Source organism: Streptomyces sp. NPDC000983 (assembly GCF_040299205.1).
Classification (GTDB): Bacteria; Actinomycetota; Actinomycetes; order Streptomycetales; family Streptomycetaceae; genus Streptomyces.
Window position 1 is genome coordinate 10301 of sequence record NZ_JBEPBM010000029.1, and the last position, 24642, is coordinate 34942.

At 75.3% G+C, this 24642-nt stretch carries 20 protein-coding genes; 3 read left to right on the forward strand and 17 right to left on the reverse strand.

The features are described from left to right. Window positions 1-434: 434 nt before the first annotated feature. The 13 genes from ABT296_RS27785 to ABT296_RS27845 form a co-directional block, all read right to left on the reverse strand. Window positions 435-1547, reverse strand: coding sequence for a sensor histidine kinase (locus ABT296_RS27785; RefSeq protein WP_351931392.1), 1113 nt, complete (start codon window positions 1545-1547; stop codon window positions 435-437). Next, window positions 1544-2236 carry a response regulator transcription factor gene (locus tag ABT296_RS27790; protein ID WP_351931393.1) on the reverse strand — a complete coding sequence of 231 codons (693 nt, stop codon included), beginning with the start codon at window positions 2234-2236 and terminating at the stop codon, window positions 1544-1546. Before ABT296_RS27790 ends, ABT296_RS27785 begins: the two co-directional genes overlap by 4 nt. A 110-nt stretch (window positions 2237-2346) precedes the next feature. Continuing rightward, entirely contained in the window at window positions 2347-5043 is a 2697-nt protein-coding gene (locus ABT296_RS27795; RefSeq protein WP_351931394.1) for a SpoIIE family protein phosphatase, read from the reverse strand. Window positions 5044-5084: 41 nt separating this feature from the next. Further along, complete coding sequence (locus ABT296_RS27800; protein ID WP_351931395.1) at window positions 5085-7340, reverse strand: ATP-binding cassette domain-containing protein; 2256 nt, start codon at window positions 7338-7340, stop codon at window positions 5085-5087. Then, window positions 7337-8149, reverse strand: a complete 813-nt coding sequence (locus tag ABT296_RS27805) for an ABC transporter permease (protein ID WP_351931396.1) — start codon at window positions 8147-8149, stop codon at window positions 7337-7339. The genes ABT296_RS27800 and ABT296_RS27805 overlap by 4 nt, the downstream gene beginning before the upstream one ends. Continuing rightward, window positions 8146-9105, reverse strand: a complete 960-nt coding sequence (locus ABT296_RS27810; RefSeq protein WP_351931397.1) for an ABC transporter permease — start codon at window positions 9103-9105, stop codon at window positions 8146-8148. Before ABT296_RS27810 ends, ABT296_RS27805 begins: the two co-directional genes overlap by 4 nt. Further along, window positions 9102-10667 (reverse strand): ABC transporter substrate-binding protein, encoded by a 1566-nt coding sequence (locus ABT296_RS27815; RefSeq protein ID WP_351931398.1) that lies wholly within the window; start codon window positions 10665-10667, stop codon window positions 9102-9104. The genes ABT296_RS27810 and ABT296_RS27815 overlap by 4 nt, the downstream gene beginning before the upstream one ends. A gap of 18 nt (window positions 10668-10685) precedes the next feature. Further along, window positions 10686-11669, reverse strand: coding sequence for a class I SAM-dependent DNA methyltransferase (locus ABT296_RS27820; protein ID WP_351931399.1), 984 nt, complete (start codon window positions 11667-11669; stop codon window positions 10686-10688). Further along, window positions 11666-12859, reverse strand: coding sequence for an MFS transporter (locus ABT296_RS27825; RefSeq protein WP_351931400.1), 1194 nt, complete (start codon window positions 12857-12859; stop codon window positions 11666-11668). The genes ABT296_RS27820 and ABT296_RS27825 overlap by 4 nt, the downstream gene beginning before the upstream one ends. Then, window positions 12843-13883, reverse strand: a complete 1041-nt coding sequence (locus tag ABT296_RS27830) for a dipeptide epimerase (RefSeq protein WP_351931401.1) — start codon at window positions 13881-13883, stop codon at window positions 12843-12845. Before ABT296_RS27830 ends, ABT296_RS27825 begins: the two co-directional genes overlap by 17 nt. Further along, a complete protein-coding gene (locus ABT296_RS27835) occupies window positions 13880-14962 on the reverse strand; it encodes a PLP-dependent cysteine synthase family protein (protein WP_351931402.1) in 1083 nt (360 codons plus the stop codon). Before ABT296_RS27835 ends, ABT296_RS27830 begins: the two co-directional genes overlap by 4 nt. Then, complete coding sequence (locus ABT296_RS27840) at window positions 14959-15771, reverse strand: Rossmann-like domain-containing protein (RefSeq protein WP_351931403.1); 813 nt, start codon at window positions 15769-15771, stop codon at window positions 14959-14961. The genes ABT296_RS27835 and ABT296_RS27840 overlap by 4 nt, the downstream gene beginning before the upstream one ends. Further along, window positions 15768-17024: an ATP-grasp domain-containing protein gene (locus ABT296_RS27845; protein WP_351931404.1), complete on the reverse strand. Its 1257-nt coding sequence runs from the start codon at window positions 17022-17024 to the stop codon at window positions 15768-15770. The genes ABT296_RS27840 and ABT296_RS27845 overlap by 4 nt, the downstream gene beginning before the upstream one ends. A 252-nt stretch (window positions 17025-17276) precedes the next feature. Here ABT296_RS27845 and ABT296_RS27850 point away from each other — a divergent pair, with 252 nt between their 5' ends. After that, window positions 17277-18047 (forward strand): DUF4142 domain-containing protein, encoded by a 771-nt coding sequence (locus tag ABT296_RS27850; RefSeq protein WP_351931405.1) that lies wholly within the window; start codon window positions 17277-17279, stop codon window positions 18045-18047. Window positions 18048-18091: 44 nt separating this feature from the next. Here ABT296_RS27850 and ABT296_RS27855 read toward each other — a convergent pair whose 3' ends face one another. Continuing rightward, complete coding sequence (locus tag ABT296_RS27855) at window positions 18092-19153, reverse strand: PucR family transcriptional regulator (protein WP_351931406.1); 1062 nt, start codon at window positions 19151-19153, stop codon at window positions 18092-18094. Between the two features lie 150 nt (window positions 19154-19303). Further along, the gene (locus ABT296_RS27860; protein ID WP_351931407.1) at window positions 19304-19885 is read right to left on the reverse strand and encodes an Rv1733c family protein; all 582 of its coding nucleotides are present in this window, start codon (window positions 19883-19885) and stop codon (window positions 19304-19306) included. A gap of 258 nt (window positions 19886-20143) precedes the next feature. Here ABT296_RS27860 and ABT296_RS27865 point away from each other — a divergent pair, with 258 nt between their 5' ends. Continuing rightward, window positions 20144-20935 carry an SAM-dependent methyltransferase gene (locus ABT296_RS27865; protein WP_351931467.1) on the forward strand — a complete coding sequence of 264 codons (792 nt, stop codon included), beginning with the start codon at window positions 20144-20146 and terminating at the stop codon, window positions 20933-20935. A 224-nt stretch (window positions 20936-21159) separates the two neighbouring features. Next, window positions 21160-22143, forward strand: a complete 984-nt coding sequence (locus tag ABT296_RS27870; RefSeq protein ID WP_351931408.1) for a lysylphosphatidylglycerol synthase transmembrane domain-containing protein — start codon at window positions 21160-21162, stop codon at window positions 22141-22143. A gap of 699 nt (window positions 22144-22842) precedes the next feature. Here ABT296_RS27870 and ABT296_RS27875 read toward each other — a convergent pair. Then, window positions 22843-24078: a PP2C family protein-serine/threonine phosphatase gene (locus ABT296_RS27875; RefSeq protein ID WP_351931409.1), complete on the reverse strand. Its 1236-nt coding sequence runs from the start codon at window positions 24076-24078 to the stop codon at window positions 22843-22845. Window positions 24079-24221: 143 nt separating this feature from the next. After that, on the reverse strand, window positions 24222-24629 hold the full coding sequence (gene msrB, locus ABT296_RS27880; RefSeq protein WP_351931410.1) for a peptide-methionine (R)-S-oxide reductase MsrB: 408 nt from the start codon (window positions 24627-24629) through the stop codon (window positions 24222-24224). Between the last annotated feature and the right edge of the window lie 13 nt (window positions 24630-24642).

Here is a 24642-nt window from a genome sequence, read left to right on the forward strand (position 1 = left end):
CCACACGGCCCCGGGCTACGGGCCGTCCGCGCGAGGCGCGGAGGGTGTGCCCCGCGCCTACCGGCCCGGCCCGCCGCCCACACGCCTCGCCCCGGTCCTCCAAAGCCCGAGAGGCGAACGCCCGAGCAAGCGCCACTCACGCCCGGGCGCGGTCAACACCCCTACACGGCCCGCCCCGGGAGCCGAGCCACACGGCCCCGGGCTACGGGCCGTCCGCGCGAGGCGCGGAGGGTGTGCCCCGCGCCTACCGGCCCGGCCCGCCGCCCACACGCCTCGCCCCGGGGCCCGAGAGACGGACAGCCCGCACAAGCGCGACGCACGCCCACGCGCGGCCAACACCCCGACACGGCCAGCCCCGGGAGCCGAGCCGGACGGCTCCGGGCGGCGAGCCGTCCGCGCGAGGCGCGGGAGTTGCTCCCGCCGGAGGGGGCGGGTCAGGCTTCGGCCGTCGGGAGGGTTACCTCGAAGCGGCAGCCGCCGGGGATGTTGCGGACCGTGGCGCTGCCCCGGTGGGCCTCGACGATGCCCCGGACGATGGCGAGGCCGAGGCCCGCCCCGGCCGGCGGGGTGCGGGCGTCGGTGCCGCGCCAGCCGGTGTCGAAGACGCGCGGCAGCTCCTCCTCGGGGATGCCTCCGCAGCCGTCGGTCACGGACAGCACCACCCCCTCGGGGGTCCGTTCGGCGGCGACCGCCACCGTGCCGTCGGAGGGGGTGCGCCGGATCGCGTTGACCAGGAGGTTGCCCAGGACCCGGCTCATCTCCTTGCCGTCCACCTCGACCGGCACGGGGTCCACGCCGTCGCCGACGAGCCGTACGCCGTGTTCGCGGGCGAGGGGGTCCGCGCCCGCGAGGGCGTCGCCGACCAGGTCGTAGACGGAAACCCGGGTGGGGCTCAGGGCGAGCGCGCCCGCGTGGATGCGGGAGAGTTCGAAGAGGTCGCCGACCATGCCGTTGAGGCGCTCCACCTCGGTGCGGATCTGCCGCAGATAGCGGTCGGGGTCGGCGGCGACGCCGTCCTCCAGTGCCTCGGACATGGCGCGCAGCCCGGCCAGCGGGGTGCGCAGGTCGTGGGAGATCCAGGCGACGAGTTCGCGGCGGGAGGACTCCAGGGCGCGTTCGCGTTCCCGGGACGCGGCGAGCCGGGCGCTGGTGGCCTCCAGTTCTCGGCTCAGGGCGGCGAGTTCGGCGGTGGCGGGGCCGTCGGGGGAGGTGAAGGCGCCGCCGTCGCCGAAGGAGCGGGCGGCGAGGGCGAGTTCGCGGCTGCGGGCGACCACCCAGCGGCCCAGCAGCAGGGCGGTGGCCAGGGAGACCACGGCGGCCATGGCGGCGACCAGGGTGACGACCTTCAGGTCGTGCTCGGACAGGAACATCGCCTGCGCGACGACGAGGGTGCCGGCGAGCATCGCGGTGACGGCGACGGCGGCGACCACCGTGAGGTGCACGGCGAGCGAGCGGCGCCGGACCAGACGCAGCACGCCCGCGCCGAGCGCACCGGCCGCGGTCGCGCCGAGGAGGGCGTAGACGGCGATGAGGAGGGTGTCGTTCATGGCGACTCCCCCTCGAAGCGGTAGCCGACGCCCCAGACGGTCCGGATCAGCCGGGGGCGGGCGGGATCGTCCTCGACCTTGCCGCGCAGCCGGCGCACATGGACGGTGACGGTCGACTGGTCGCCGAAGTCCCAGCCCCACACCTCCCGCATCAGGTCCTCCCGCCCGAACACCCGCCCCGGGTGCCGCAGGAAGAAGCCGAGCAGGTCGAACTCGCGCACGGTGAGAGCGAGTTCGGCGCCGTCCTTGGTGGCGCGGCGGGCCGCCGGGTCGAGGGTGAGACCGGCCGCGCGCAGCGGCTCCACGGGCTGCGTGCGGCGGACCCTGCGCAGCACGGACTCGACGCGCAGGACGAGTTCGCGGGGGCTGAAGGGCTTGGTGACGTAGTCGTCGGCGCCGACCTCCAGGCCGAGGATGCGGTCGTCCTCGTCGCCGCGCGCGGTGAGCATGATGACCGGGACGGGCCCCTGTCCGCGCAGCCGGCGGCAGACCTCCAGGCCGTCCATGCCGGGCAGCATCAGGTCCAGCACGACGAGGTCGGGCCGGTGTTCGGCGGCCAGGGCCAGGGCGTCGGGGCCGTCGGCCGCGCGGTCGACGAGGTATCCGGCGCGGTCGAGGTAGCCGGAGACCACCTCGGCGACGGTCGGGTCGTCGTCGACCACGAGGACCCGGGGCTGCTGCTGTTCCATGCGGCCAGCCTCGCACCCCGGGCCCGCCCGGCGCGCCGCCGCCCGGCGGACGTACGCGTTCCGTAAGGACCGGGATCTCGTTCCGCAAGGACCGGGATCAGGCCGGTGGGTCAGGAGGGCAGCGGCTGCTCGGTCCAGATGACCTTGCCGTGCGGGGTGTGGCGGGTGCCCCAGCGTTCGGTGAGCTGGGCGACGAGGAAGAGGCCGCGGCCGCCCTCGTCCTCGGTGCGGGCCCGGCGCAGCCGGGGCGAGATGCCGCTGCCGTCGGAGACCTCGCAGATCAGGGCGCGGTCGCGGAGCAGCCGCAGCCGGACGGGGCCGGTGGCGTGCCGGATGGCGTTGGTGACGAGTTCGCTGGCGACCAGTTCGGTGGTGAACGCCAGGTCGTCCAGGCCCCATTCGGCGAGCCGCGCGGTGACGGCGGCCCGGCAGCGGGAGACGACGGCGGGGTCGCTCGGCAGGTCCCACTCGGCGACCCGGTCGGGCCCGAAGGCGTGGGTGCGGGCGACGAGCAGCGCCACGTCGTCGGTCGGGCGGACCGGGAGCAGGGCGTCGAGGACGGCCTCGCAGGTGTCGTCGGGGGCGGGGCCCGCGTGGGCGAGGGCGGCGCGCAGCCGGTCGAGGCCGGCGTCGATGTCGCGGTGGCGGTCCTCGACCAGCCCGTCGGTGTAGAGGACGAGCCGGCTGCCCTCGGGGAGTTCGAGTTCGACCGTCTCGAAGGGCAGGCCGCCGAGGCCGAGCGGCGGTCCGGAGGGCAGGTCGACGAAGTCGACGGTGCCGTCGGGGCCGACGACCGCGGGCAGCGGGTGCCCGGCGCGGGTGAGGGTGCAGCGCCGGGAGACCGGGTCGTAGACGGCGAAGAGGCAGGTGGCGCCTATGCCGCAGATCTCGGCGGGGGTGGTCTCCGAGGCCCAGTCCTCGCTGCGGTCGAGGCGTCCGACGAGGTCGTCGAGGTGGGTGAGGACGTCCTCGGGGGGCAGGTCGAGGGAGCAGAAGTTGTGCACGGCGGTCCGCAGCCGGCCCATCGTCGCCGCGGCGTGCAGCCCATGCCCGACGACGTCGCCGACGACGAGCGCCACCCGGGCCCCGGAGAGCGGGATCACGTCGAACCAGTCGCCGCCCACGGCGGCCTGTGCGGGCATGTACCGGTAGGCGACGTCGACGGCGCTCTGCTCGGGTCGGCCCCGGGGCAGCAGGCTGCGCTGGAGGGCGAGCGCGGTGTTGTGCTCGCGGGTGAAGCGGCGGGCGTTGTCGATGCAGATCGCGGCCCGGCCGCCGAGCTCCTGGGCGAGGGAGAGGTCGTCGTTCTCGAACGGGACGGGGTTGGCGCAGCGGTAGAAGCTGACCACGCCGAGGGTGGTGCCGCGGGCCCGCAGCGGCACCGTGATCAGGGAGTGGGTGCCGGCCGCCAGTACCCGCTCCAGGCGTACGGGGTCCTGGGCGCGCCAGCCGCCCGCCTCGGCGAGCACGGGTTCCAGCACGGCCCGGCCGCTCTCCAGGCTGCGGGCCTGCGGGGTGGTGCCGACGTAGGCGAACCCGTCGCCGACGTGGTAGAGCCGCGGTTCGTCGTTGCGGCAGCGCAGGGCGACGCGGCGCAGCGGGACGTCCGCGCCGAGCGGTCCGGGCTCCTCGCCGCTCAGCACGGCGTCGGGCAGGTCGAGGGCGGCGAAGTCGGCGAAGCGGGGGACGACGACCTCGGCGAGTTCCTCGGCGGTGCGGGTGACGTCGAGGGTGGCGCCGATCCGGGTCCCGGCCTCGTGCAGCAGGCCCAGCCGGCGGCGGGCGAGCAGCGCCAGCCGGCCCACACCGGGCTCGCCGACCAGCACCAGCCCGCCGTCGGACCGGTCGCCGAGGCCGCCGGGGGCGATGACGTGCGCGGCGGCGGCCGGGCTGGTGGGCGGGGTGAGTTCGACGGGGCGGGGGTGGCCGAGGACACGGGCCTCGACGACGACTCCGGTCTCCCCGGCGGCGCCCACGACCCGGCGGCGCAGCAGGGTGGCGGAGCGGCCGCCGCTCAGGGTCACCTCGTCCAGGGTGCGGTGCGGCGAGGCGAGCAGGGCCTCGGCCTTCTCGCGCAGTACGGCGAGGTCGATACGGCCGATGCCGGCGGCGCCGTCCGGCTCCGGGACCCCGTGGGGGGCGGCCCGCCGGTAGGCGGCGAGCAGTGCCCGCTCGTGCTGGGTGGACTGGTCCAGCAGGGCCGTCTCGACGGCGTGGGCGGCCTCCTGGACCAGCCTGAGCATGATCGGGTCGCCGTCGTCGCGCAGGCAGGTCAGGTCCAGTACGGCCATGGTGTGCCCGCTGAGCGGGTCGCGGACCGGGGCGGCGGCGCAGGCGAAGGGCTGGAGGCAGTCGGCGAAGTGCTCCCGGCCCACGACCTGGACGGGGCCGCGCTCCACGAGTGCGGTGCCGACGGCGTTGGTGCCGGCGATGTGCTCGGAGGTGTCGAACCCGGGGGCGAAGCTGACCGCGTCGAGGTGGGCGAGGAGGCGGCGGTGCCCGCCGAGGCGCTGGGCGATGCGGCCCTGTCCGTCGCAGAGGGCGACGGTCGTGCCGAGGTCGGTGAGGGACTCGGTGAGCTTGCGCAGGACCGGTTCGGCGGCGCGCAGCAGCCGCTCGTCGAGGGTCACGTCGGGGACGTAGGGGATGTGCAGGCGGTGCGGTTCGAGACCGGCGGAGCGGCAGCGCTTCCAGGAGGCCAGCACCGCGTCCCGGACGTCCGAGTCGACGCGGGCTCCGGTGAGGAAGCGTGCGTGGGCGTCGACGAGCCCGCCGATGTCGTCCCAGGCGACTGGCAAAGAACTCACTTCCCTCAGGCGTTTTCACCCTAGACCTGATGTGACTCGCATCACAACAGACCGTGAGCGGGGCCGGGAGCCCCGTCCACGACGTGACCAGCCTCCACCAGGACGTTCCGGTCCGCGAGGCGTGCGGTCGCGGCGTCGTGCGTGATCAGCACCAGCGAGGGGCCGTCGGGCTCCTCCTTCAGCCCGTGGAGCAGGGTGAGCAGGCCGCGCCGGGTGACGGTGTCGAGGCCGGAGGTGATCTCGTCGCAGATCAGGACGCGGGGGCGGGCGAGCAGGGCGCGGGCGAGCGCGGCGCGTTGCAGTTCGCCGCCGGAGAGTCCGCCGGGGCGGCGGTGCGCGGAAACCTCGGCGAGGCCGAGCCGCTCCAGCAGGGCCAGCGCCTCGTCCCGGGCGGGGCGCGGATCGGCGCCGCGCAGCCGGACGGCGGTGCGGGCGACCTGGTCCAGTACGGGCCGCGCCTCGTCGAAGGCGGCGCGGGCGTCCTGGAAGACGTACTGCACGGCGGCCAGCCGGTCCCGGTCCCGCCGCCGCAAGCTGCGCGGCAGCGCGTCCCCGTCGAGCAGCACCGCACCCTCGTACTCCCGGTGCAGCCCGGCCAGACACCGCCCGAGCGTGCTCTTCCCACTCCCCGACCGCCCCACGACGGCCACACACTCCCCGCCCCGCACAACGAACCGAGGCACCCGCAGCACCACGACCCCCCGATGCGCGGCGACAAGCCCGCGAACCTCCAGCACCACACCGGCGGGGTCCCCGCCCTCCCTGGCCTCCCCGGCCTCGCCACCTCCACCCGGCCCGGCAGGCATCAGCCCGACAGGACCGCCCGACGGGGCGGGCACCGGCCCGCCGGGCGCCAAGGCGGCGGACACCGGCACGGCAGGACCACCCCGCCCGCCAGGAGCCGGCCCGGCGACACCACCCCGCCCGGCGGCAACATCGTCGCCGACGCCGACGCCCCGTCCAGGGGACACAGCCCCCGCAGGACCGCCCCACCCGGCGGCCGCAGCCGGGACGGCGCCACTCCCCCCAGCGGAAACAGCCCCGACGGCGCCGCCCCGCCCGGCAGGGCCGGCGGACGCCGGCCCGTCCTCCCGAGCCTCACCAGGGCCGCCCCAGCCGCCTCCGCTCCCCATGACACCGCCCGGCCGGGTGCCCCGTCCCGTGGCATCGGGTGCGGAGTGATCGCCCCGCCCGGCGTCCCCGGTCCCGGCATGGTCACCCCGCCCGGCGTCCCCAGTCCCGGCATGGTCACCCCGCCCGGCGGGTGCGGTGCTCGGCGGGGCGCCGTCCTGGCGCGGTGCGGCCCCGCCCGGTCCCTTGGGCGAGGTCCCGGGCGAGGTCCCGGGCGGGACGCCCTGTGGAGCAGGCGCCGACCGGACGGGCGCCCACCGGACGGGGGCGGACCGGCTTCGTCCGCCGGGCGGGGTCCCGGTCGGGTCGACCCGCTCGCCGGGTGCGGCCCGACGCGGGTCGTCGTCCTGTTGCGCGGCGGCACCTCCCGCGGCGCCGCTCCGTGCGCCGGGCACGGTGCCGGCTGGGCCCGCCCGGCCGGTGAGGGCAGGCCGGGCCGGCGCGGCATCGGCCGCGTCGAGGAGGGCGCGGGTCCAGGCGTGTCGGGGCGTGTGCCACAGGCGTTCGGGCGGGCCGGATTCCACCACGCGACCGGCCCGTAGGACCAGGACCTCGTCGGCGAGGGCGCGGACGACGTCCAGGTCGTGGGTGAGCAGGACGACCGCGATACCGCCGGAGGCGACCGCGGCGAACCGGTCCGTGATGCGGGCCCTGGCCTCCGGGTCCTGACCGGTGGTGGGTTCGTCGGCGACGACGACCCGCGCGCCGAGCAGCAGTGCCTGGGCGAGTACGACGCGCTGCTGCTGGCCGCCGGAGAGCTGGTGCGGGTGACGGCGCAACAGGGCCCCGGCGTCCGGGAGCTGGGCGTCGGCGAGGGCGCCGAGCACCCGTTCGCGGGCCGGGCGCGGATCGTCCCCGGCGTGGGTGCGGGCGATGTCGTGGAGCAGGGCGCCCACCCGGCGGGCGGGGTTCAGGACGGCGGCGGGGTGCTGGGGGACGTAGCCGACGCGGCCGCCCTCCGTGTGCCGCACCGAGCCGGTGACCCGGGAGCCCGGCGGGTACTCGCCGAGCAGCGCCAGCCCGGTCGTGGTCTTGCCGCTGCCGGAGGCGCCGACCAGCGCGGTCACGGTGCCGCGCCGTACCCGCAGGTTCACCCCGTCCACCAGGGCGCGCCCGTCGATCTCGACGCGCAGGTCGCGGATCTCGGCGACGAGGTCCTCGGTCACGGGCGTGGCCCCTTCCGGTGCGGTGCCGCGGCGTCCTTCTGCAGGGCCGCGTCGAAGAGCAGGTTCGTGCCGGTGGTCAGCGCCACGATCAGCAGCGCGGGCACCACCACGGCCCACGGCTGGACGTACAGTCCGGTGCGGTTGCGGTCGACCATGACCGCCCAGTCGGCGGCGTCCGGCGCCACCCCGACGCCGAGGAACGCGGCGGTGGAGACGAGGTAGAGCACGCCGGTCAGCCGGATACCGGCGTCGGCGGCCAGGGTGCGCAGGGCGCGCCGGCCGACGTGGCCGAAGGCGATCCGCCACCGGCTCTCCCCCTGCATGCGCAGCGCCTCGACCGCGGGTCCGGCCGCCGCAGCGCCGGCCGCGGCGCGCACGATACGGGCCGCGTCGGGCACGTTGACCAGGGCGACCAGCAGCGCGAGCCCCACCGCGCCGGGCGGGAAGACGGCGGCCGTCAGCAGGATGAGCAGCAGCGAGGGCACCGCGAGCACCACGTCCAGGGGCCGCATCAGGGCCTCCTCCAGCCACCGCCGCCCGGTGAGCGCGGCGGCCAGCCCGGCCGGTACGGCGACCAGATAGGCCAGGGCCGTCGAGGCGAGCGCGGTCAGCACGACCGTGCGGCCGCCGTGCAGCACCTGCCGCAGTACGTCCCGGCCGACGAAGTCGGTGCCGAGCAGGTGCCCCTCACCGCGCACGAAGGACGGCGACCGGGGTCCGGGGTCGCCCGCGAGGAGCGGTCCGAGCAGGGCCAGCAGGACGGGTACGGCGGCCACGGCGAGGCCGAGCGCGAAGCGGCGCCGGGTCACGCGGCCACCTCCGCCCGGGGCACCAGCCGGTGGGCGACGAGGTCGGCGCCGAGGTTGAGGACGACGGCGAGCACCCCGAACACCACCGCGAGCCCCTGTACGACGGGCACGTCCCGTTCGGCGACGGCGTCGAGCAGCACGGTGCCCAGTCCGGGGACGACGAAGAGCGCCTCCACCACGACGACTCCGCACAGCAGCCAGTCGACGGTGCGGGCGAGCTGCTGCACGGCCGGGGCGGCCGCGTTGGGCAGGGCGTGCAGCCAGTGGATCCGGGCTGCGGGGATGCCGCAGCGGCGGGCGTGGGCGGCGTACGGCGAGGCCAGGGCGTCGACCATGCCGGCCCGGACCAGCCGGCTGAGGGAGCAGACGGGGCGGGCCAGCAGCACCAGGACGGGCAGGACCAGGACGGTGGGGTGGGCGAGGAGATCGGTGCCGTGGCCGACGGCGGTCGGCGGCAGCCAGGCCAGCTTCAGCGCGAACACCGTCACCAGCAGCACCCCGAGGGCGAACTCGGGGACGGCGTACACGGCGAGGGTGACGGAGCTGATCAGCCGGTCGGCGGGGCGGCCCTCGTGGCGGGCGGCGAGGACGCCGAGGCCGAAGCCGAGCGGGATCAGCAGGGCGAGGGTGAGGGTCGCGAGGAGCAGGGTGGGGCCGAAGCCGTCGGCGAGGTAGCCGGTCACCGGGCGGCCGGAGGTCAGGGAGGTGCCGAGGTCGCCGTGGAGGAGGCCCCACGTCCAGTCGGCGAGCCGCTCGTGCGCGGGCCGGTCGAGGTGGAGGGCCTCCCGGATCGCGGCGATCCGCGCCGGGTCGGGCTGGTCGCCGGCGAGGGCGACCGCCGCGTCGCCCGGCAGCGCCTCGGTGAGCGCGAAGACCAGCAGCACCACGGCGGCGGTCTGCGCGGCGCCGAGGAGCAGCCGCCGGGCGACGAAGGAGCGCGGGCCGCCCGGTCTCACGCGAGCCACACCTGGTCGAAGCGGGCCCAGTCGAGGGTGTTGGCGGGCGCGTTCGGCTCGACGCCCCTGACCGCGGGGGTGGTCGCGATGATCCAGTCGGCGAACCCCCAGACCAGGAAGCCCCCTTCGCGGTGCAGGCGTCGCTGCATCCGCTCGTAGACGGCGGCGCGTTCGGTCTTGTCGGCGGTCGACTGGGCCTGCTGGTAGAGGGCGTCGAAGTCCTTGTGCCGCCACTGGGTGGCGTTGGTGGTGGAGCCGGTGAGCAGCCGCTGGGACAGGTGCGCCTCGATGGGCATGGCGCCGGAGCGGTAGCAGGACAGGCTGCCGTTGTCGAGGACGTCGGACCAGTAGGAGTCCTTGCTGCCCATGCGTACCTCGACGGTGACGCCGGCGCGTGCGGCCTGGTCGCGGAAGATGGCGGCGGCCTCGGTGAACCCGGCGGCGACGGCCGAGGTGTCCAGGGTGACCTTGAGGTTCTCGGCGCCCGCCGCCTTGAGCAGGGCGCGGGCCCGGTCGAGGTCCTGGGTGCGCTGCGGGAGTCCGGCGGCGTAGTACTCGTAGCCCTTGCCGAACAGGTCGTTGCCGATCTCGCCGGCCCCGGACAGGGCGCCGTCGACGAGTTCCTGGCGGTCGGCGATGAGGAAGAACGCCTGGCGCACCCGCTCGTCGTCGAAGGGCGGGCGGTCGGTCTTCATGCAGAACGCCTGCATGGCGCTGTTGCGCAGCCGCACGATCTCGACGCGTCCGCCCTTCTCGTGGGCGCGTGCGGTGGCCGGGTTGAGTTCGTGGGCGTACTCGATCTGGCCGCCGAGGATCGCGTTGACGCGCGCGGACTCCTCGTTGGCCACGACGATCTCCAGCTCGTCCAGGTGCGGGGCGCCCTCCCAGTAGTCGGGGTTGCGGCGGTAGAGGGCGGAGCGGCCGGGGCTGAAGGAGACGAACCGGAAGGGTCCGGATCCGACGGGCTTCGTGTCGAAGTCGTCGGCGCCCTCGGGGACGATGTAGGCGCCGAACGCGGCGAGCACGTTGGGGAATTCGGCGGTCGGCCGCTTCAGTACGAACTCGATGCCGCGTTCGCCGGTGGCGCGGCTGGCGTCGAGGTCGATGGGTTCCAGGGACGCCTTGGCGCGGAAGGATCCCTCGGGGTCGGTGATCCGGCGGTAGCTGTACAGGACGTCGGCCGCGGTGACGGGTCTGCCGTCGTGGAAGGCGGCTTGACGGAGTGTCACCTTCCAGCGGTCGAGGGTCTTGTTGGGCTCCCACCGTTCGGCGAGGCGGGGGCGGGCCGAGAGGTCGGCGCCGTAGTCGGCGAGTTTGTCGTAGAGGGCCTTGGCGCGGGCGGCGTCGGCGAAGAGGTTGACCAGATGGGGGTCGAGGGTCTCGCTGGCGCCGCCGCCGGCGAAGGCGGCCCTCAGCCGTCCGCCGCGCCGGGGCTTGCCGTCGCCCGCGGAGGCCGCGTCCTCGGTTCCGCCCGCGCAGCCGGTCAGGGCGAGGGCGGCGGCGCCGGTGGTGGCGGCGAGGAAGCCGCGTCGGCGCAGGCCGGGGTGGGGTGCGTGGTCCATGGGTGTTCCTTCGGGTGTCTAGGCGGTGCGGTGGCGGGCGACGAGGTGCAGCCGGTCCGCGTCGGCGGACGCGCCGGGCAACCGGCCCTCCCGCCAGGGGGGTTCGGTGCGCGGGCCGGGCCCGTCGTGGAGTTCGAGCACGTCGAAGCCGTGGACGGCGAGGAGTTGGCGCAGTTCCTGCGGGAACAGCAGCCGCCAGGCGGAGTGCTGGACGAGCGGCGGGGCGCCGTCGTCGGTGGTCCATACCCGGGTACGGCGCAGGAGTTGGGCGGTGCGGTCGAGGGTCAGGGTGGTGGTGGCCCGGTGGTGGACGCCCTCCCAGGTGAATCCGGTTTCGCGGGGCGCGTCGAGGAGTGCGGCGCGGCCGAGGAAGTACGCACCGTTGCGCATCTCCGCGACCAGCAGCCCGCCCGGGGTCAGGGCGCGCCGGCAGGAGGTGAGGAAGCCGTCGAGCTGGGCGTTGGTGTGGCAGTACAGCAGGGCGCTGTCGAGGCAGACGACCGCGTCGAACGCGGCCCGCCCGAGGTCGAAGCCGTGCAGGTCGGCGCGGACGTAGCGGGGGCCGGGGTGGTGGGCGCGGGCGTGCGCGAGCATCGCCGCCGACAGGTCGGCGCCGGTGACGGTACGGCCCTCCCGGTGCAGCCGGGCGGCGTCGCGTCCGGTGCCGCAGCCGATGTCCAGCACCCGGGGCCCGGCGCCGTTGCGGCGCAGGCAGTCCTCGGCCCAGCGCCCGGCGAGCCGCTCGGGATCGGGGAAGCGGGCCTCGTACAGCGCGGGGTGGTCGGTGAGCAGATTCCGGCTGTCGGTACGGGAGTTGCGGGCATCCGAGCCGCCCGCACCGGCCCCGCCGACACGGGGCTCACCCGCGGTCGAGCCATGCGTACGGGCCCCGCCCGCACCCGAACCGCCCGTACGGGAGCCCCCCGTACGGGAGTCCTCCGCACCCCAGCCGCTGACCCCGGAGTCACTCCGGCCCGGCCCCTCCGCCTCGACCCCGCTCATACAGCGCTCCGCTCCGCCGCCCGCGGCAGCGCCCCGCGCCGGTGCAGCCGGGCGACCGCGCACGCCGAGGCCGCCCCGAGGGCCGCGCAGCACAGCCAGGGCAGCCGTTCCCCGGCGTCCATGGCCCAGCCCACGAGGGCGTTGCCCAGCGCGGCGGCGACACCGGAGACGGCGTAGAAGACGCCGAAGTACGTGCCGGTGAGTTCGGGGCGGCCGAAGCCGGGGACGAGTTCCATGACGAGCGGGGAGGCGATCATCAGGCCGAGGTGGAGCAGCACGACGGCGAGGAGGATCGCGAACGGCCCGCCGAAGAGGGGCGGCAGGAAGGCCAGGCCCATCACCGCCGGCCCCACGGCTATCCAACGGGCGCTGTCGCCACGGGACTTCAGGTGCCGGACGATCCTGAGCTGGAGGGTGAGGCCGGTGACGGTTCCGACGAGGAAGACGAGGCCGGCCGCCCCGTCCCAGCCGGTGGCCTGCCGGGCGCCCTCGGGCAGCAGCAGGTAGAGCTGGTTCTCCAGGGTGAACATGCCGACCATGGCGAGGGCGAAGGCGAGGAAGGCCCGGTTGCCGAGGACCTCCCGCCAGTCCCCGAGGACTCCCCCGCCGCTGGGCTCGACGGGGCGGGCGGGCAGGACGAGGGCCTGCGCCACGGTGAGCAGCGCGAAGATCCCGGCGGCGGTCAGCGCGCAGGTGCGGAAGTCGGCCAGCAGCAGCAGGCTGCCCAGCAGCGGCCCGATCAGCGCGCCGACCGTGGCGAACAGGTTGAACAGGGCGAACGCCTCCGCCTTGCGCTCGCCGGCCTCGTGCGCGAGATAGGCCCGCACGGCCGGGTTGAACAGGGCCCCGGCGAGTCCGCTGAGCACGGAGGCGGCGAGCAGGACGGTGAGCGAGTCGCCGAGGGCGAAGAGGGCGAACCCGACGGTCCGCAGGGCGCAGCCGGCGATGATGACGCCGCGCGCCCCGAGCCGGTCGGCGGCCGAGCCGCCGATGAGGAACAGGCCCTGCTGGCTGAGGGTGCGCACCCCGAGGACGACTCCGACGACCGCCGCCGACATGCCGAGGTGGCCGGTGAGATGGGTGGCCAGGTAGGGGACGAGGAGGTAGAAGCCGGTGTTGACGCCGGCCTGGTTGACCAGCAACAGCCGTACGGCGAGGGGGAACCGGCGTATCTCATGCCAGGTCCGCACGGGTCACCCCCAGTCCCGGGCGCCCGCTCGCGCGGACGTGGCCGTTCTCGCCGCCGATGCCGGTCCACGGGTCCCGGGCGAGCAGCAGATGTCCGTCGAGGTCGGTCCAGTGGGCGCGGTCGGCGAGGTGGACGGCGGGGGCGAGGGAGAGGGTGCTGGCGGTGAGGCAGCCGAGCATCAGCCGGGTGCCGCTGCCCTCGATCGCCTCGGCGATCCGCAGGGCGGCGTGGACTCCGCCGCACTGGGCGAGTTTGACGTTGACGCCGTGGACGCGTCCGGCGAGGCGGCGGGCGTCGTCGAGGGTGACGGCGTCCTCGTCGGCGATGACGGGCAGCGGCGAGCGCTCGGCGAGGGCGCACAGCGCCTCCGGGTCGCCCGGCGCGAGGGGCTGTTCGACGGCCTCGACGCCGAGTGCGGCGTACCGGGGCAGCAGCGCGGTGGCGAGGGCGGGGCTCCAGGCGCCGTTGGGGTCGAGGAGCAGCCGGGCCCCGGGGGCGGCGTCCCGGACCGCGCGGACTCGGGCCAGGTCGTCCTCGGGGTCGGCGGTGCCGGCCTTGACCTTGACGGTTTCGAAGCCGCGCGCCACCAGTCGGCGGGCCTCGGCCGCGGCGCGTGCCGGGGTGGTGATGCCGATGGTGCGGGCGGTGGCGGCGACCGGCGCCTCGGGTGCGCCGAGGAGCCGGTGGACGGGGAGGCCCGCCCGTCTGCCGACCAGGTCCAGGAGGGCGGACTCGACGGCGGCAGTTACGGCCGCCGGGGTGTCCGGCGGGGTCAACTCGCCTGCTTTCAGGGCCTCCAGAGCGCTCTCCGGCGTGGCGAACCGGGTCAGCGGGACCGCCCCGAGGAGCCGGCGCAGGGTGTCGGTGTCGAGGCCGAGGTAGGTGCTGCTGACGGCCTCGCCGTGGCCGGCCGTGCCGTCGTGCTCGACGGTCAGCCACACCGCGTCGCGGGCGGCCATGGTGGACCGGGAGATGCGCAGCGGTTCGGCCAGGGCGAGGCGCGCGGTGTGCAGTCGGGTCTTCACCGGGCGCCTCCCGGCCGGTCGGCGAGCGGGTCGGTGACGCGGGTGCAGCGGGCCCAGCCGGTGGCCTCGGCGGCGTAGGGGTGCGGTATCTCCACCGGCCGGGTGGCCGCGGTCGCCGGGTCGAGGCCGTGGGCGGCGGCAAAGTCGTCGTCGTAGACGGTGCCGAGGTAGCGGTGCGGGCCGTCGGGGAAGACGGTGGCGACGACGGCGCCGGGGTGGACGCGGGCGGCCCAGGCGGCGACCCGGGCGGCGGCGCCGGTGCTCCAGCCGCCGCTGACGAAGCTGGTGCGGGCCAGCCGGCGGCAGCTGTCGACCGCCTCGGCGGGGCCGATCCAGTGGACCTCGTCGAAGGCGTCGTAGGCGACGTTGCGCGGGTGGATGCTGCTGCCGAGGCCGCGCATCAGCCGGGCCCGGGCGGGCTGGCCGAAGATGGTGGAGCCGGTGGCGTCGACGCCGATCAGCCGCAGCCGCGGCCAGTGCCGGCGCAGGGGGCCGATCACGCCCGCACTGTGGCCGCCGGTGCCGACGCTGCACACCAGGATGTCCAAGTGGTCCAGCTGGGCGCCGAGTTCGGCGGCGAGGGAGGCGTATCCGGCGGTGTTGTCGGGGTTGTTGTACTGGTCGGGCCAGTAGGCGCCGGGGGTCTCGGCGAGCAGTTCGCGCAGCCGGTCCAGCCGGGCGGCCTGCCAGCCGCCGGGTGCGGCGGGCCGGTCGACGATCTCCAGGCGTACGCCGTGGGCGCGCAGCAACTGGCGCATGGAGGGCTCCAGTTCGCGGTCGCCGACCAGGACGACGGGATGCCCGAGGGCCTGTCCGGCGAAGGCGAGCCCGATACCGAGGGTGCCGGAGGTGGACTCCACCACCGGTGCGCCGGGGGCGAGTTCGCCTCGTTCGCGGGCGCCGAGCAGCATGGACACGGCGGCCCGCGCCTTCATCCCGCCGGCGGCGAGCCCCTCCAGCTTGGCCCAGAACCCGGGGTGGTCCCCGGGCAGTCCCGCGGTGATCCGCACGAGGGGGGTCCGGCCGAGCAGGGCGAGCAGTTCCGGCCGGGCGGCGGGCCGTACGGCGGTGACGGTCATCGTCGGCCTCCCGGACAGCGGTAGCGGTGCACGACGCCGGGTCCGCCGTCGAGCCAGAAGAACGGGTACGGCTCCGCGCACACCGCGCTCACCCCGTCCCCGAGGAAGCGGGGCAGTACGGCGCTGGCGGTCTGCGCGAACATCACCAGCTGCTTGCCGTGCTTCCGGGCGTGCGCGCGCAGGGGTTCGAAGGTGCCGTTGCCCAGGGTCATCCCGGAGACCAGCAGGGCCTCGCAGCGGTCGGCCGCGCCGAGCGCGTCGGCGGTGACCGGCTCGCCCCACTCGGTCGTGCCGCCCTTCAGATCGCAGGCGACATAGCGCAGACCGCGTGAACGCAGTTGCTCCAGCAGGGAGTTGACGACGCCGACGACGAGCACCGTGGACCCGGCCGGCAGGTCGAGCAGGCCGACGACGGCCGCCGCGCGGACCCGCGACTTCTCCAGGGACGACCCGGCGGGCAGCGGGACGCTCTCGGCGCCGCCCGCCCGGGTGTGCGGGCGGACGTGCATCAGGTAGGCGTCGAGGGCGGCCACCCGCACCGGCTCGGCCGGATGGTCCAGCAGCCGGGCGACGTCGGCGCCGGCGCAGTCGTCGAGGACGCCGTCGGACAGGGCGCCGGGTTCGGCCGCGCAGGAGCCGACGGCCTCGGCGAGCCGCAGGCTGAGCACCTCGTTGCGGTAGCCGGTGCCGCGTCCCTCGTGCCGTGCGGCCTGCCGGGTGGTGAAGGCGACGGCGATCCGCGACGCGGCCGGGTCGGGGCCCAGTTCGCCCGCGCGGACCCGGTGGACGAGTGCTTCGTAGGGGGTCATCGGACCACCAGTCCCGCGCGCAGTCCGGCGAGGAGTTCCTCGACCCGGTGCCGTGCGCCGGGTCCCTCGGTGTCGCCCGCCATGACGTGACCGAGGTAGTCGTTGTTGCTGTCCGCGGCCCGTACGGCCCGGCCGGGTTCGGCGAGCGTGAACTCCAGCACGCCCGTGTCGTCGGCGAGTCCGCCCGCGTCCAGGGCCCGGAGGGTGCCCGTGGCCTCGGGCAGGAGGAAGCCGACGGCGGCGCTGCGCAGTCCGGTGTCGACGGTCCCGAGGTCGGGGGCGCGGCCGAGGGCGAGGTCCACCTGGGCGGCGGCGAGGTCGACGCCGGTGACATGGCGGACCAGTTCGGTGATGCGGTTGCCGGCGGGCCGCGGGTTGACCTCCACGACGCGCGGCCCGTCGGAGGTGAGTTTGATCTCGGTGTGCGCGACGACCCCGTCGGCCAGGCCGAGCGCCCGGAGCGCGGCCACCGCGGTGTGCCGGACCGCCTCGGTGTCGGCCGGGGTGAGCGCGGCGGGGAACATGTGGCCGGTCTCGACGAAGGCGGGCGCCGCGCCGACGCTCTTGTCGGTGACGCCGACGACGTGCACGTCACCGGCGTGGGAGACGGTCTCCACGCTCACCTCGGGCCCGTCGAGGAGTGCCTCCAGGAGGACGACGGGCGCCCGCCGCTGGCCGCGGGCGTTGACCGGGAAGTCGTCCATCGCGCTCACGGCGGCGACCAGTTGCTCCTCGTCGTCGACGCGCCGGACGTACATCCCCGCGCACAGGTCGACGGGCTTGACGACCAGGGGGTAGCCGATGTCCCGGGCGGCGCGGACGAGGTCGGGCCGGTCCCGGTGGACGGCGTGGCGCGGCTGGGGCAGTCCGGCGGCGGCGAGGACCCGCCGGGTGGCGTCCTTGCGGCAGGCGTCCTCGACCGCGGCGGGCGGCGGGCCGGGCAGGCCGAGGCGGGCGGCGACGCGGGCGGCGGCCGGGAGGTAGTAGTCGCAGGAGGTGAGCACCCCGTCGAAGCCCAGCACTTCGTGGAGCCGCTCGACCCGGGGCAGCAGGGTCTCGGTGTCGTTGGTGTCGGCGGTGATCACGTTCCGGGCGCCGAGCAGGGGGTGCGCGGTCCCCTCGGGTGCCTGGCGCAGGTAGTGGTGCAGGTCGCGGGTGAGGAACGTGAACGTGTGCCCGCCCTCTCGTATCGCCCGCGGCAGCAGCCTGCTCATCGAGCCGACCCAGCTCTCGATCACCAGCAGATGTCCCACAACTCCCCTTTTCGCGGCGCAGGTTGACGGATCCCGACAGCTCCGCGCGGGGCGCGGGCCGGGTTCACGCGGTCACCATACTGATAATGAAACCCATTGTCATCAACGAGTTGGGGATGGACCGGGGAGCGACTGCCATGGGTGTGACGCAGAACACTGCTGATATGTGCGAAGTTTTACCGGCACCGGTGATTGATCCGGGCCCGCCGCACGTATCCCCTGATGTCAGAGCCGTTCGCCTCAGGAGGTCCGATGCGCATCTCGCGCAGTACGGCGGGAACCGTCTTCGTCGGCGGCGCCCTTGTGCTCACCCTGTCCGCCCTCGCGTACCCCGCGATGCTGGGCGTGCAGAACACCGCGACCGACACGTCCCGCATCATCGCCAACACCCCCTACGGGCCGTTGACCGAGGCGGACCGGGACTTCGTGGTGAAGGTGCGCGCCGCCGGTCTGTGGGAGTACCCGATCGGCGAGATGGCCCTGGAGCGGGGCGACAGCGCGGCGATGAAGGAGGCCGGCAAGCACCTGCTCGTCGGTCACGCGGGCCTGGACGCGCTCTGCCGCAAGATCGCCCCCGAGCTGGGCATCACCCTGCCCAACCAGCCCTCGCCGCAGCAGCAGCAGTTCGTGGCGACCGTGGACTCCAAGACCGGCAAGGAGTTCGACTCGACCGCCGTCGCCATCATGCGCGTGGCGCACGGCCGGATCTTCCCCGCCGTCGCGAGCATCCGGGCCAACACCCAGAACACCCTGGTCCGCCAGCTGGCGGACCTGACCAACGACACGGTGCTGGACCACATCACGGTGCTGGAGAAGACCGGCCTGGTCAACTTCGAGGCGACCAACTTCCAGCAGACCTCGCCCCCCAAGCTGCCGGACGTTCAGGTCACCCCGCCCCCGCCGCAGCCCGGCGCCCCGGTGCTGGCCCTCAAGCCGCGCCCGGACATCGACCTCAACACCGCCGCACCGCAGCCGACCGCCCAGCCGACCGCGGCCCCGAGCCCCAGCGGCACGGTGCGGTGAACTGAGCCGCGCCACGCCGTGCCGCTTCGTGCTGTGAGCGGCGCTCACAGCTCCTTCGCGGGCCAGTCCAGCAGCCGGGCCCCGATCGCCGCGGTCTGAAGGGTGTAGCGCTGCACCGGGTCGGCCGGATCGGTGCCGGTCAGCTGCCGCACCCGCTCCAGCCGGTAGGTCAGGGCCCGAACGCTGAGCGACAGCCGGCGGGCCGCCTCGGCGGAGACGCAGCCGGAGTCGAAGTAGGCGGTGAGGGTGTCCAGCAGCGGCCGGGCCCCGCCGCGGGCCTGCCGCAGCGGGCCGAGGACGCTGGTCACCAGGTCCACCATGGCCTGCCGGTCCCGGGTGAGGACGGGGTAGACCAGCAGGTCGGCGGCGCGCAGCACCGGCTCGGTCAGCTCCAGACGGGCGGCGAGGTCCAGCGCGTTGAGGGCCTCCTCGTAGGACTGCACGACACCGGCCGGGCCGGGGTGGGCGCGGCCGATGGCCACTTGGCCGCCCTCGGTGGCGGCGTACGCGTGCTTGGCGAAGTAGGTGAGGATCTCGTCCTGGTGGCCGGGGGCGATGCAGACCATCCGGCCGTCCTTGGTGGTCAGCAGGATGCTGCGGTCCCCGAACCGGCCCATCAGCGCGCGCTCCACCGAGCGGGGGACGGGGTCGCCGTCGTCGTAGGCGGCCGGGCCCCGGGCCACCGCCACGGTGTGCGCGTGCGCCAGCCGGAGCCCGTACCGCTCCGCGCGCTGCGCGAGCAGGCCGAGGTCGCTGCGGCCGTAGAGCAGGTCGTCCACGAACTCCCGGCGGGCGGCCTCCTCCTGCCGTACGGCCTGGCGCTGGGCACGTTCGTAGCCCTCGGCGAAGGCGTCCAGGGCCTGGGCCGCGGCGGACAGGACGGCGTCGAAGGTGGCGCCGTCGCCGGCCGGGCGGCTCGCCCGGGTCTCGGCCATGTACGCGGCGACCATGGCGCGCAGTCCGATCCCGGCCTCGGCGGCGCGCTCGCCCAGGACCCGGCGGGAGTCGAGTTCCGCGCGGGTGAGCCGGCGGCCGGTCGCGGTGGCGTCGGCGAGGAGGTCGGCGTAGCCGGTCAGGCACTCCGCTGTCACGTCCGGCCCCGCCATGCCCGCTCCCCCCGCTCCGCCGCGTGGTCGCGGCCGCTGTCCCACGTACTTACCGGACGCCCTTTCTAACGCATCCGGTTCGTTGTGTCCCCCACGCATACGGTTCCGCGCCCTGCCGGGCATACGGCGCGGGGCGCCCCCGATGGGCGATCAGCCCGTTTTCCAGCCGTTCCGGGTGTCGATCCGCTCCCACTCCAGCGCCCACTGCGCCAGACGCCGGCGCTCGATGAACTGCCGGACGCCCCAGACGACGCCGACTACGGCGCCGGTCGCGCACATGGCCGCCAGGACGGCGCCCGAGACGGCGTGCAGCCGGATCTCGCCGCCGCTCAGCGGCTCGGACGTGATCCGCTCGTGGCTGTCGGTCCAGACCGGGACGGTGGCCCCGGCCTTGATCCGGGGCGGGACGCGCGCGTCGTCGGTGTGGGTCCCGCCGTCGGCGCCCGTCCAGCGGACCTCGGCCCACACCCGGTAGTCGGCCGGGACCCGGGCCGGCACCTTGTCGTCCGCGTCCTCCACCAGCACCGCCGTCACCTGCCGGCTCTGCGCCCGCTGGTCGGCGGCGGCACGCTCCACAGCGCCGACCGTGACATACCCGGCGACCACCCCGGCCAGCAGCGCCAGCAGCCACCCGGCGAGCACCACCCACGCCTCGACCAGATCGCAGCGCCGCCTCAGTGGACTGCGCCGCCACCGCCACATCCGTATCCGTCCGGACCGTGCGTCAGCCATCGGCCGACACCCCCTGAAGAGCACCGACAGCACCAACCCCAGTGTGCGCCCGCCGTCCGGGTCCCGCCCTCGCTCGGCCCGCCCCCGCCTTGTCAAGAGTTGAATCAAAGTGGCCGAAAATCGCCTCCCCGTGGACCCGGAAGCACTCAAGCGGCCTGCGGTGAAAGCCAGTTCGCCTAGGTTGGGCACCACCTGATCAACGAGGCCACAGCAGGAGGCAGCACCGTGTCGGACGTCGATCCCCAGATCCGCGCGTCGATGGAGATACGCGCCCGCATCGACACGACGAAGCCGCACTCCGCGCGCTTCTGGAACTACTTCGTCGGCGGCAAGGACAACTACGAGGTCGACCGGGAGATCGGCGACCAGATCAAGGAGATCTTCCCGGGCCTGGTCGACGTCGCCGTCACCAGCCGGCACTTCCTCGGCCGTGCCGTGCGCCACCTCGCCGGGGAGCAGGGCATCCGCCAGTTCCTCGACATCGGCACCGGGCTGCCGACGGCCGACAACACCCACGAGGTCGCCCAGCGCGTCGCCCCGGACTCCCGGATCGTCTACGTCGACAACGACCCCATCGTGCTGGCCCACGCCAACGCCCTGCTCACCAGCACCCCGGAGGGCCGGACGGCGTATCTGGACGCCGACCTGTACGACCCCAAGGCCGTGCTGGAGACCGCCGCGGAGACCCTCGACCTCTCCCAGCCGGTCGCCCTGATGATCCTCAACACGCTGGGCCACGTCTCCGAGCACGCGCGGGCCGTCGACCTCGTGCAGCGGCTCATGGCGGGCCTGCCCTCCGGCAGCTACCTCGTGATCAGCGACAGCACCGCCACCAGCGAGGGCATGATCGCCGCGTCCGAGGCGTACAACTCCAGCGGCGCGGTGCCGTACCACGTGCGCAGCGTCGAGGAGATCGGGGCCTTCTTCGCGGGGCTCGAACTGGTCGAGCCGGGCATCGCCCAGGTCACCGAGTGGCGCCCCGACGGGACCGGGCCGCAGGGCTCCGAGGTCTCCGTCGACGCGTACTGCGGAGTGGGCCGCAAGCCCTGAGCGGGACCGGACGTCAGGACGGGGAAGGGCGCGGCCGTGGGCCGCGCCCTTTTCCGTGCGCCCGGTCCGGCGCGCGTCCTGACCCGTTTCTTCCCTGGGCCGTCGGTTTCCGGACTCCGCGACGTCACGTCCGCCGGGCACCTTTCGCACGTCCCCCCTTGCCTCGCCTTGTGATCCGTCCGCCCCGCTCCCCGGGGGCGTGACGCGGAAGGACGACGTGCGCCATGTCCCTTCTCCCGCTCCCCGCCCCGGCCGCCGCCCCCTCCCCCGACCGGCTCGCCCGTGGCGTCCGTCTCCTGCTGACCGTCCTGCCCCTGCTGCTGATCGGCGGCTGGCTGGTCGCCGACCGGCGGAGCCTGTACGACGGCGCCGGCCGGCTCGCCGCCGCCCACCCCGGCTGGCTGCTGTCCGGCATCGTCCTCACCTGTCTGACCTGGGTGGCCTCCGCGGTCGTACGGCAGGGGGCGATCCCCGAGCGGATGCCGCCGCTGCTGCTGCTCGCCTCGCAGTTCGCCGCGGGCGCCGCCAACCATGTGTTCCCGGCCAGCATCGGCGCCCACGCCGTCACCCTGCGCTTCCTCCAGGGCCAGGGCGTGCCGCTGCCCCGGGCCGCCGCGTCGCTGGCCCTGTACTCGCTGGTCAGACCGGTCGCGAAGGTGTTCGTGCTGCTCGGTCTGGTGCTGGCCGCCCCGGAACTGCTCCGGCCCTCGGATCTCCTCCCGCACTCCGGCACACTGCTGCCGGCCGCGGCGGGCGCGGCCGCCGTACTGGCCGTCGTCGCCCTGCTCCTGACCCTGGTACGGCGCCTGCGCCAGGGCTGCCTCGGCTTCCTGCGCACCGCCCTGACCGACGCCCGGCGGCTGCACACCATGCCGAGCCGGGTGCTGGCGCTGTGGGGCGGGGCGGCCGCGACCCCGCTGGTCCAGGCGGGGGTGGTGGCCTCGGTCGGCTCCTCGCTCGGGCTGCCGCTGTCGTGGCCGCAGATGGTGTTCGCGTTCCTCGCCGCGAGCACGGCCGTCGGGGCGGTGCCCGCACCGGGCGGCATCGGCCCCGTGGACGCGGCGACGGTCTTCACGATGGTCGCCCTCGGCGCCCCCCTGGGCCAGGCCACGGCAACCGTGATCGGCTACCGCGTCCTCACGGTCTGGCTACCCCTGGTCCCGGGCCTGCTGACCCTCTCCGCCCTGGTCCACCGCAAGCTGCTGTGACCGTGGCGGAAGCGCCGGTCACCGCCCCGGACGTGCGGGACGGGCGACCGGGCACGGCCACCCGAGGCGGAGCCCCCGTCACCGGCTCTCGCACGCGGGACCGGGGAGGGGCACTCGCCGCGAAGCCCTCGGCACCGGCCCTGTCGTGCGGGGCACCAGCACTCACGGCCGAGCCCCCTCACCCCCCCATACAGGGCGATGACCGGGCACGGCCACCCGGAGCGCGACCCCGAAACCAGCCCCGCGTACCGCTCCGAGCAGGAGCACTCGGAGCGCAGCCCCCGACGCCGACCCGGGACGCCGAGGGCACGGGCCGGCACTCGGAGCGGAGCCTCCGACACCGGCCATCGTGTGCGGGGCCGGGCACGGGCATGCGCCGCAGAGCGCCGGTCACCGGCCCTCGCACGCAGGGACGCGCGCAAGTACGCACCGCACAGCGCCCGACACCGACCACCGCACGCGGGGCGTTCACCGGGCACAGACACTGGAGCCGAGCCCAGGACCCCGGCTCTCTCGTGCGGGACCGGGCACGGGCCCTCCGGGCGAAGCCCCCCTTCACCGGCCCCCGCCCACCGGGCGGCGACCGGGACGGGCGATCCGCCGCGCAGCCCCGACACCGACCCCGCACGCAAGCCGGAGACCGGGCATCGGCACTCGGGGCCAAGCCCCGTCACCCGCCCCGCCCCTGCGCAGCGGCCGTCAGCCGCTCTCCGTGGGCTGCGCGGCTCGGTTCTGGAGGCGGGCGGCCAGGACTGCTACGTCGTCCTCGGCGTGCCGAGCGTCGAGGCGGGCGAGTGCGGTGTCGAGGAGGTCCTGGACGCCGGTGGCGGAGGCGAAGTCCACCCGGGCCAGCCGGTCCAGGGAACGGTCGATGTCCTCGCCGCGGCGCTCGACGAGTCCGTCGGTGAACAGCAACAGCGCCTGGGAGGGGTCCAGCCGGTGGTTGGCCGGTTCGTAGCCGCCCAGGCCGGTGCCCAGGGGCGGGCCGACCGGGACGGGGAGCAGCGAGACCCGGCCCTCACCGTCGATCACGGCGGGCGGCAGATGGCCGGCGCTGGCCAGCGTGACCATGCCGCGCACCGGGTCCACCCGGGCGATCAGGCAGGTGGCGGGGCGGCGGTCCGGTTCCGCCGAGGCGATGTCGTCGAGCTGGCGCAGCACCCGGTGCGGTGGGAGGTCGGCGGAGGCGATGTAGCGCAGGGCCGAGCGGTAGGCGGTCATGTCGACGGCCGCGTCGAGGCCGTGCCCCATGACGTCGCCGACGACGAGGAGCGTACGGCCGAAGTGCAGCCGTACCGTCTCGCACCAGTCGCCGCCGACCACGGCGCGCTGCCCGACGGGCAGGTAGCGGATGGCGACGTCGAGGTTGGGGTGCGGGCGGCCGGGTTCGGCGAGCAGCGCGCGCTGGAGCTTGCCGACGATCCCGGCGACGGCGTCGTGCTCCCGGGCGTGCCGGACGGTGGCGGCGGCCCGCTCCGCCAGGAACGCCGCCGCGTCCTCCTCGCCGTGGCCGAAGGGCGCCCCCTCGCGGGCGCAGACGAGCACGCCGTAGCGGTGGCCGCCGGCGGTGAGCGGGACGCACAGGGCGGGCCGGGTGCCGCCGGAGGTCAGCCGTACGGCGCCGCCGGTGCCGCGGACCGCCTCCGCGACCCTGCGGGCGTCGGGCAGCACGGCCGGGTTCCCGCGGGTGAAGCGGTACTCGGCGCCGGACCCGCCGCGGTCGTCCAGGACCGCCGTCGCGGCCGCGACCTGGGCCGCGGTCTCACGGGTCAGCTCGGTCCAGGTGGTGTCCTCGTCCAGGGTGGTGCCGACGCGCGAGGCCGCCGAGCGCAGCGCGCTCAGCCGGGAGCCACCGGCGCCCCAGGGAGGCGGGGCGGCGGAATCGGCCGGCTCGGCTGCCGCCGGGCTCCGGAACGACTCGAACGATCGCGCCACACCTACCACCCTAAAAGCACACCCGCCCGGACCGGGTGACGGCAGGATTTCGCCAGGTCGAATACCAGCACGCCGCCGGGTGCGCGAAACGGCCACCGGCTCCGCGCGGGCGCGGGTCCGGTGGCCGTCGGGAGCGGCGGGGTTCAGCCCTGGTCGGGCGTCAGCCGCAGCGAGATGCTGTTGATGCAGTAGCGCTGGTCGGTGGGGGTGGCATACCCCTCACCCTCGAACACATGACCGAGATGGGATCCGCACCGGGCGCACCGGACCTCGGTGCGCACCATCCCGTGCGAGGTGTCGCTGAGCAGCTCCACGGCGTCGGTGTCCTTCGGGTCGAAGAAGGACGGCCAGCCGCAGTGCGACTCGAACTTGGTCGCCGAGGTGAACAGCTCCGCGCCGCAGGCGCGACAGGAGTAGACGCCCTCGGCCTTGGTGTCGGTGTACTCACCGGTGAACGCGGGTTCGGTTCCGGCCTGCCGCAGCACGGCGTACTCGGCCGGGGTCAGTTCCGCGCGCCACTGCTCGTCCGGCTTCTCGACGTCGTACGACATGTTTCTCAGCCCC

Bases quoted from the DNA above. Each gene is read 5' to 3' on its own strand.
- ABT296_RS27785 (WP_351931392.1), bottom strand. From the start codon at position 1,547: ATGAACGACACCCTCCTCATCGCCGTCTACGCCCTCCTCGGCGCGACC.
- ABT296_RS27850 (WP_351931405.1), top strand. From the start codon at position 17,277: ATGCGCATCTCGCGCAGTACGGCGGGAACCGTCTTCGTCGGCGGCGCC.
- ABT296_RS27835 (WP_351931402.1), bottom strand. From the start codon at position 14,962: ATGACCGTCACCGCCGTACGGCCCGCCGCCCGGCCGGAACTGCTCGCC.
- ABT296_RS27855 (WP_351931406.1), bottom strand. From the start codon at position 19,153: ATGGCGGGGCCGGACGTGACAGCGGAGTGCCTGACCGGCTACGCCGAC.
- ABT296_RS27865 (WP_351931467.1), top strand. From the start codon at position 20,144: ATGGAGATACGCGCCCGCATCGACACGACGAAGCCGCACTCCGCGCGC.
- msrB (WP_351931410.1), bottom strand. From the start codon at position 24,629: ATGTCGTACGACGTCGAGAAGCCGGACGAGCAGTGGCGCGCGGAACTG.
- ABT296_RS27870 (WP_351931408.1), top strand. From the start codon at position 21,160: ATGTCCCTTCTCCCGCTCCCCGCCCCGGCCGCCGCCCCCTCCCCCGAC.
- ABT296_RS27820 (WP_351931399.1), bottom strand. From the start codon at position 11,669: ATGAGCGGGGTCGAGGCGGAGGGGCCGGGCCGGAGTGACTCCGGGGTC.
- ABT296_RS27860 (WP_351931407.1), bottom strand. From the start codon at position 19,885: ATGGCTGACGCACGGTCCGGACGGATACGGATGTGGCGGTGGCGGCGC.
- ABT296_RS27840 (WP_351931403.1), bottom strand. From the start codon at position 15,771: ATGACCCCCTACGAAGCACTCGTCCACCGGGTCCGCGCGGGCGAACTG.
- ABT296_RS27815 (WP_351931398.1), bottom strand. From the start codon at position 10,667: ATGGACCACGCACCCCACCCCGGCCTGCGCCGACGCGGCTTCCTCGCC.
- ABT296_RS27790 (WP_351931393.1), bottom strand. From the start codon at position 2,236: ATGGAACAGCAGCAGCCCCGGGTCCTCGTGGTCGACGACGACCCGACC.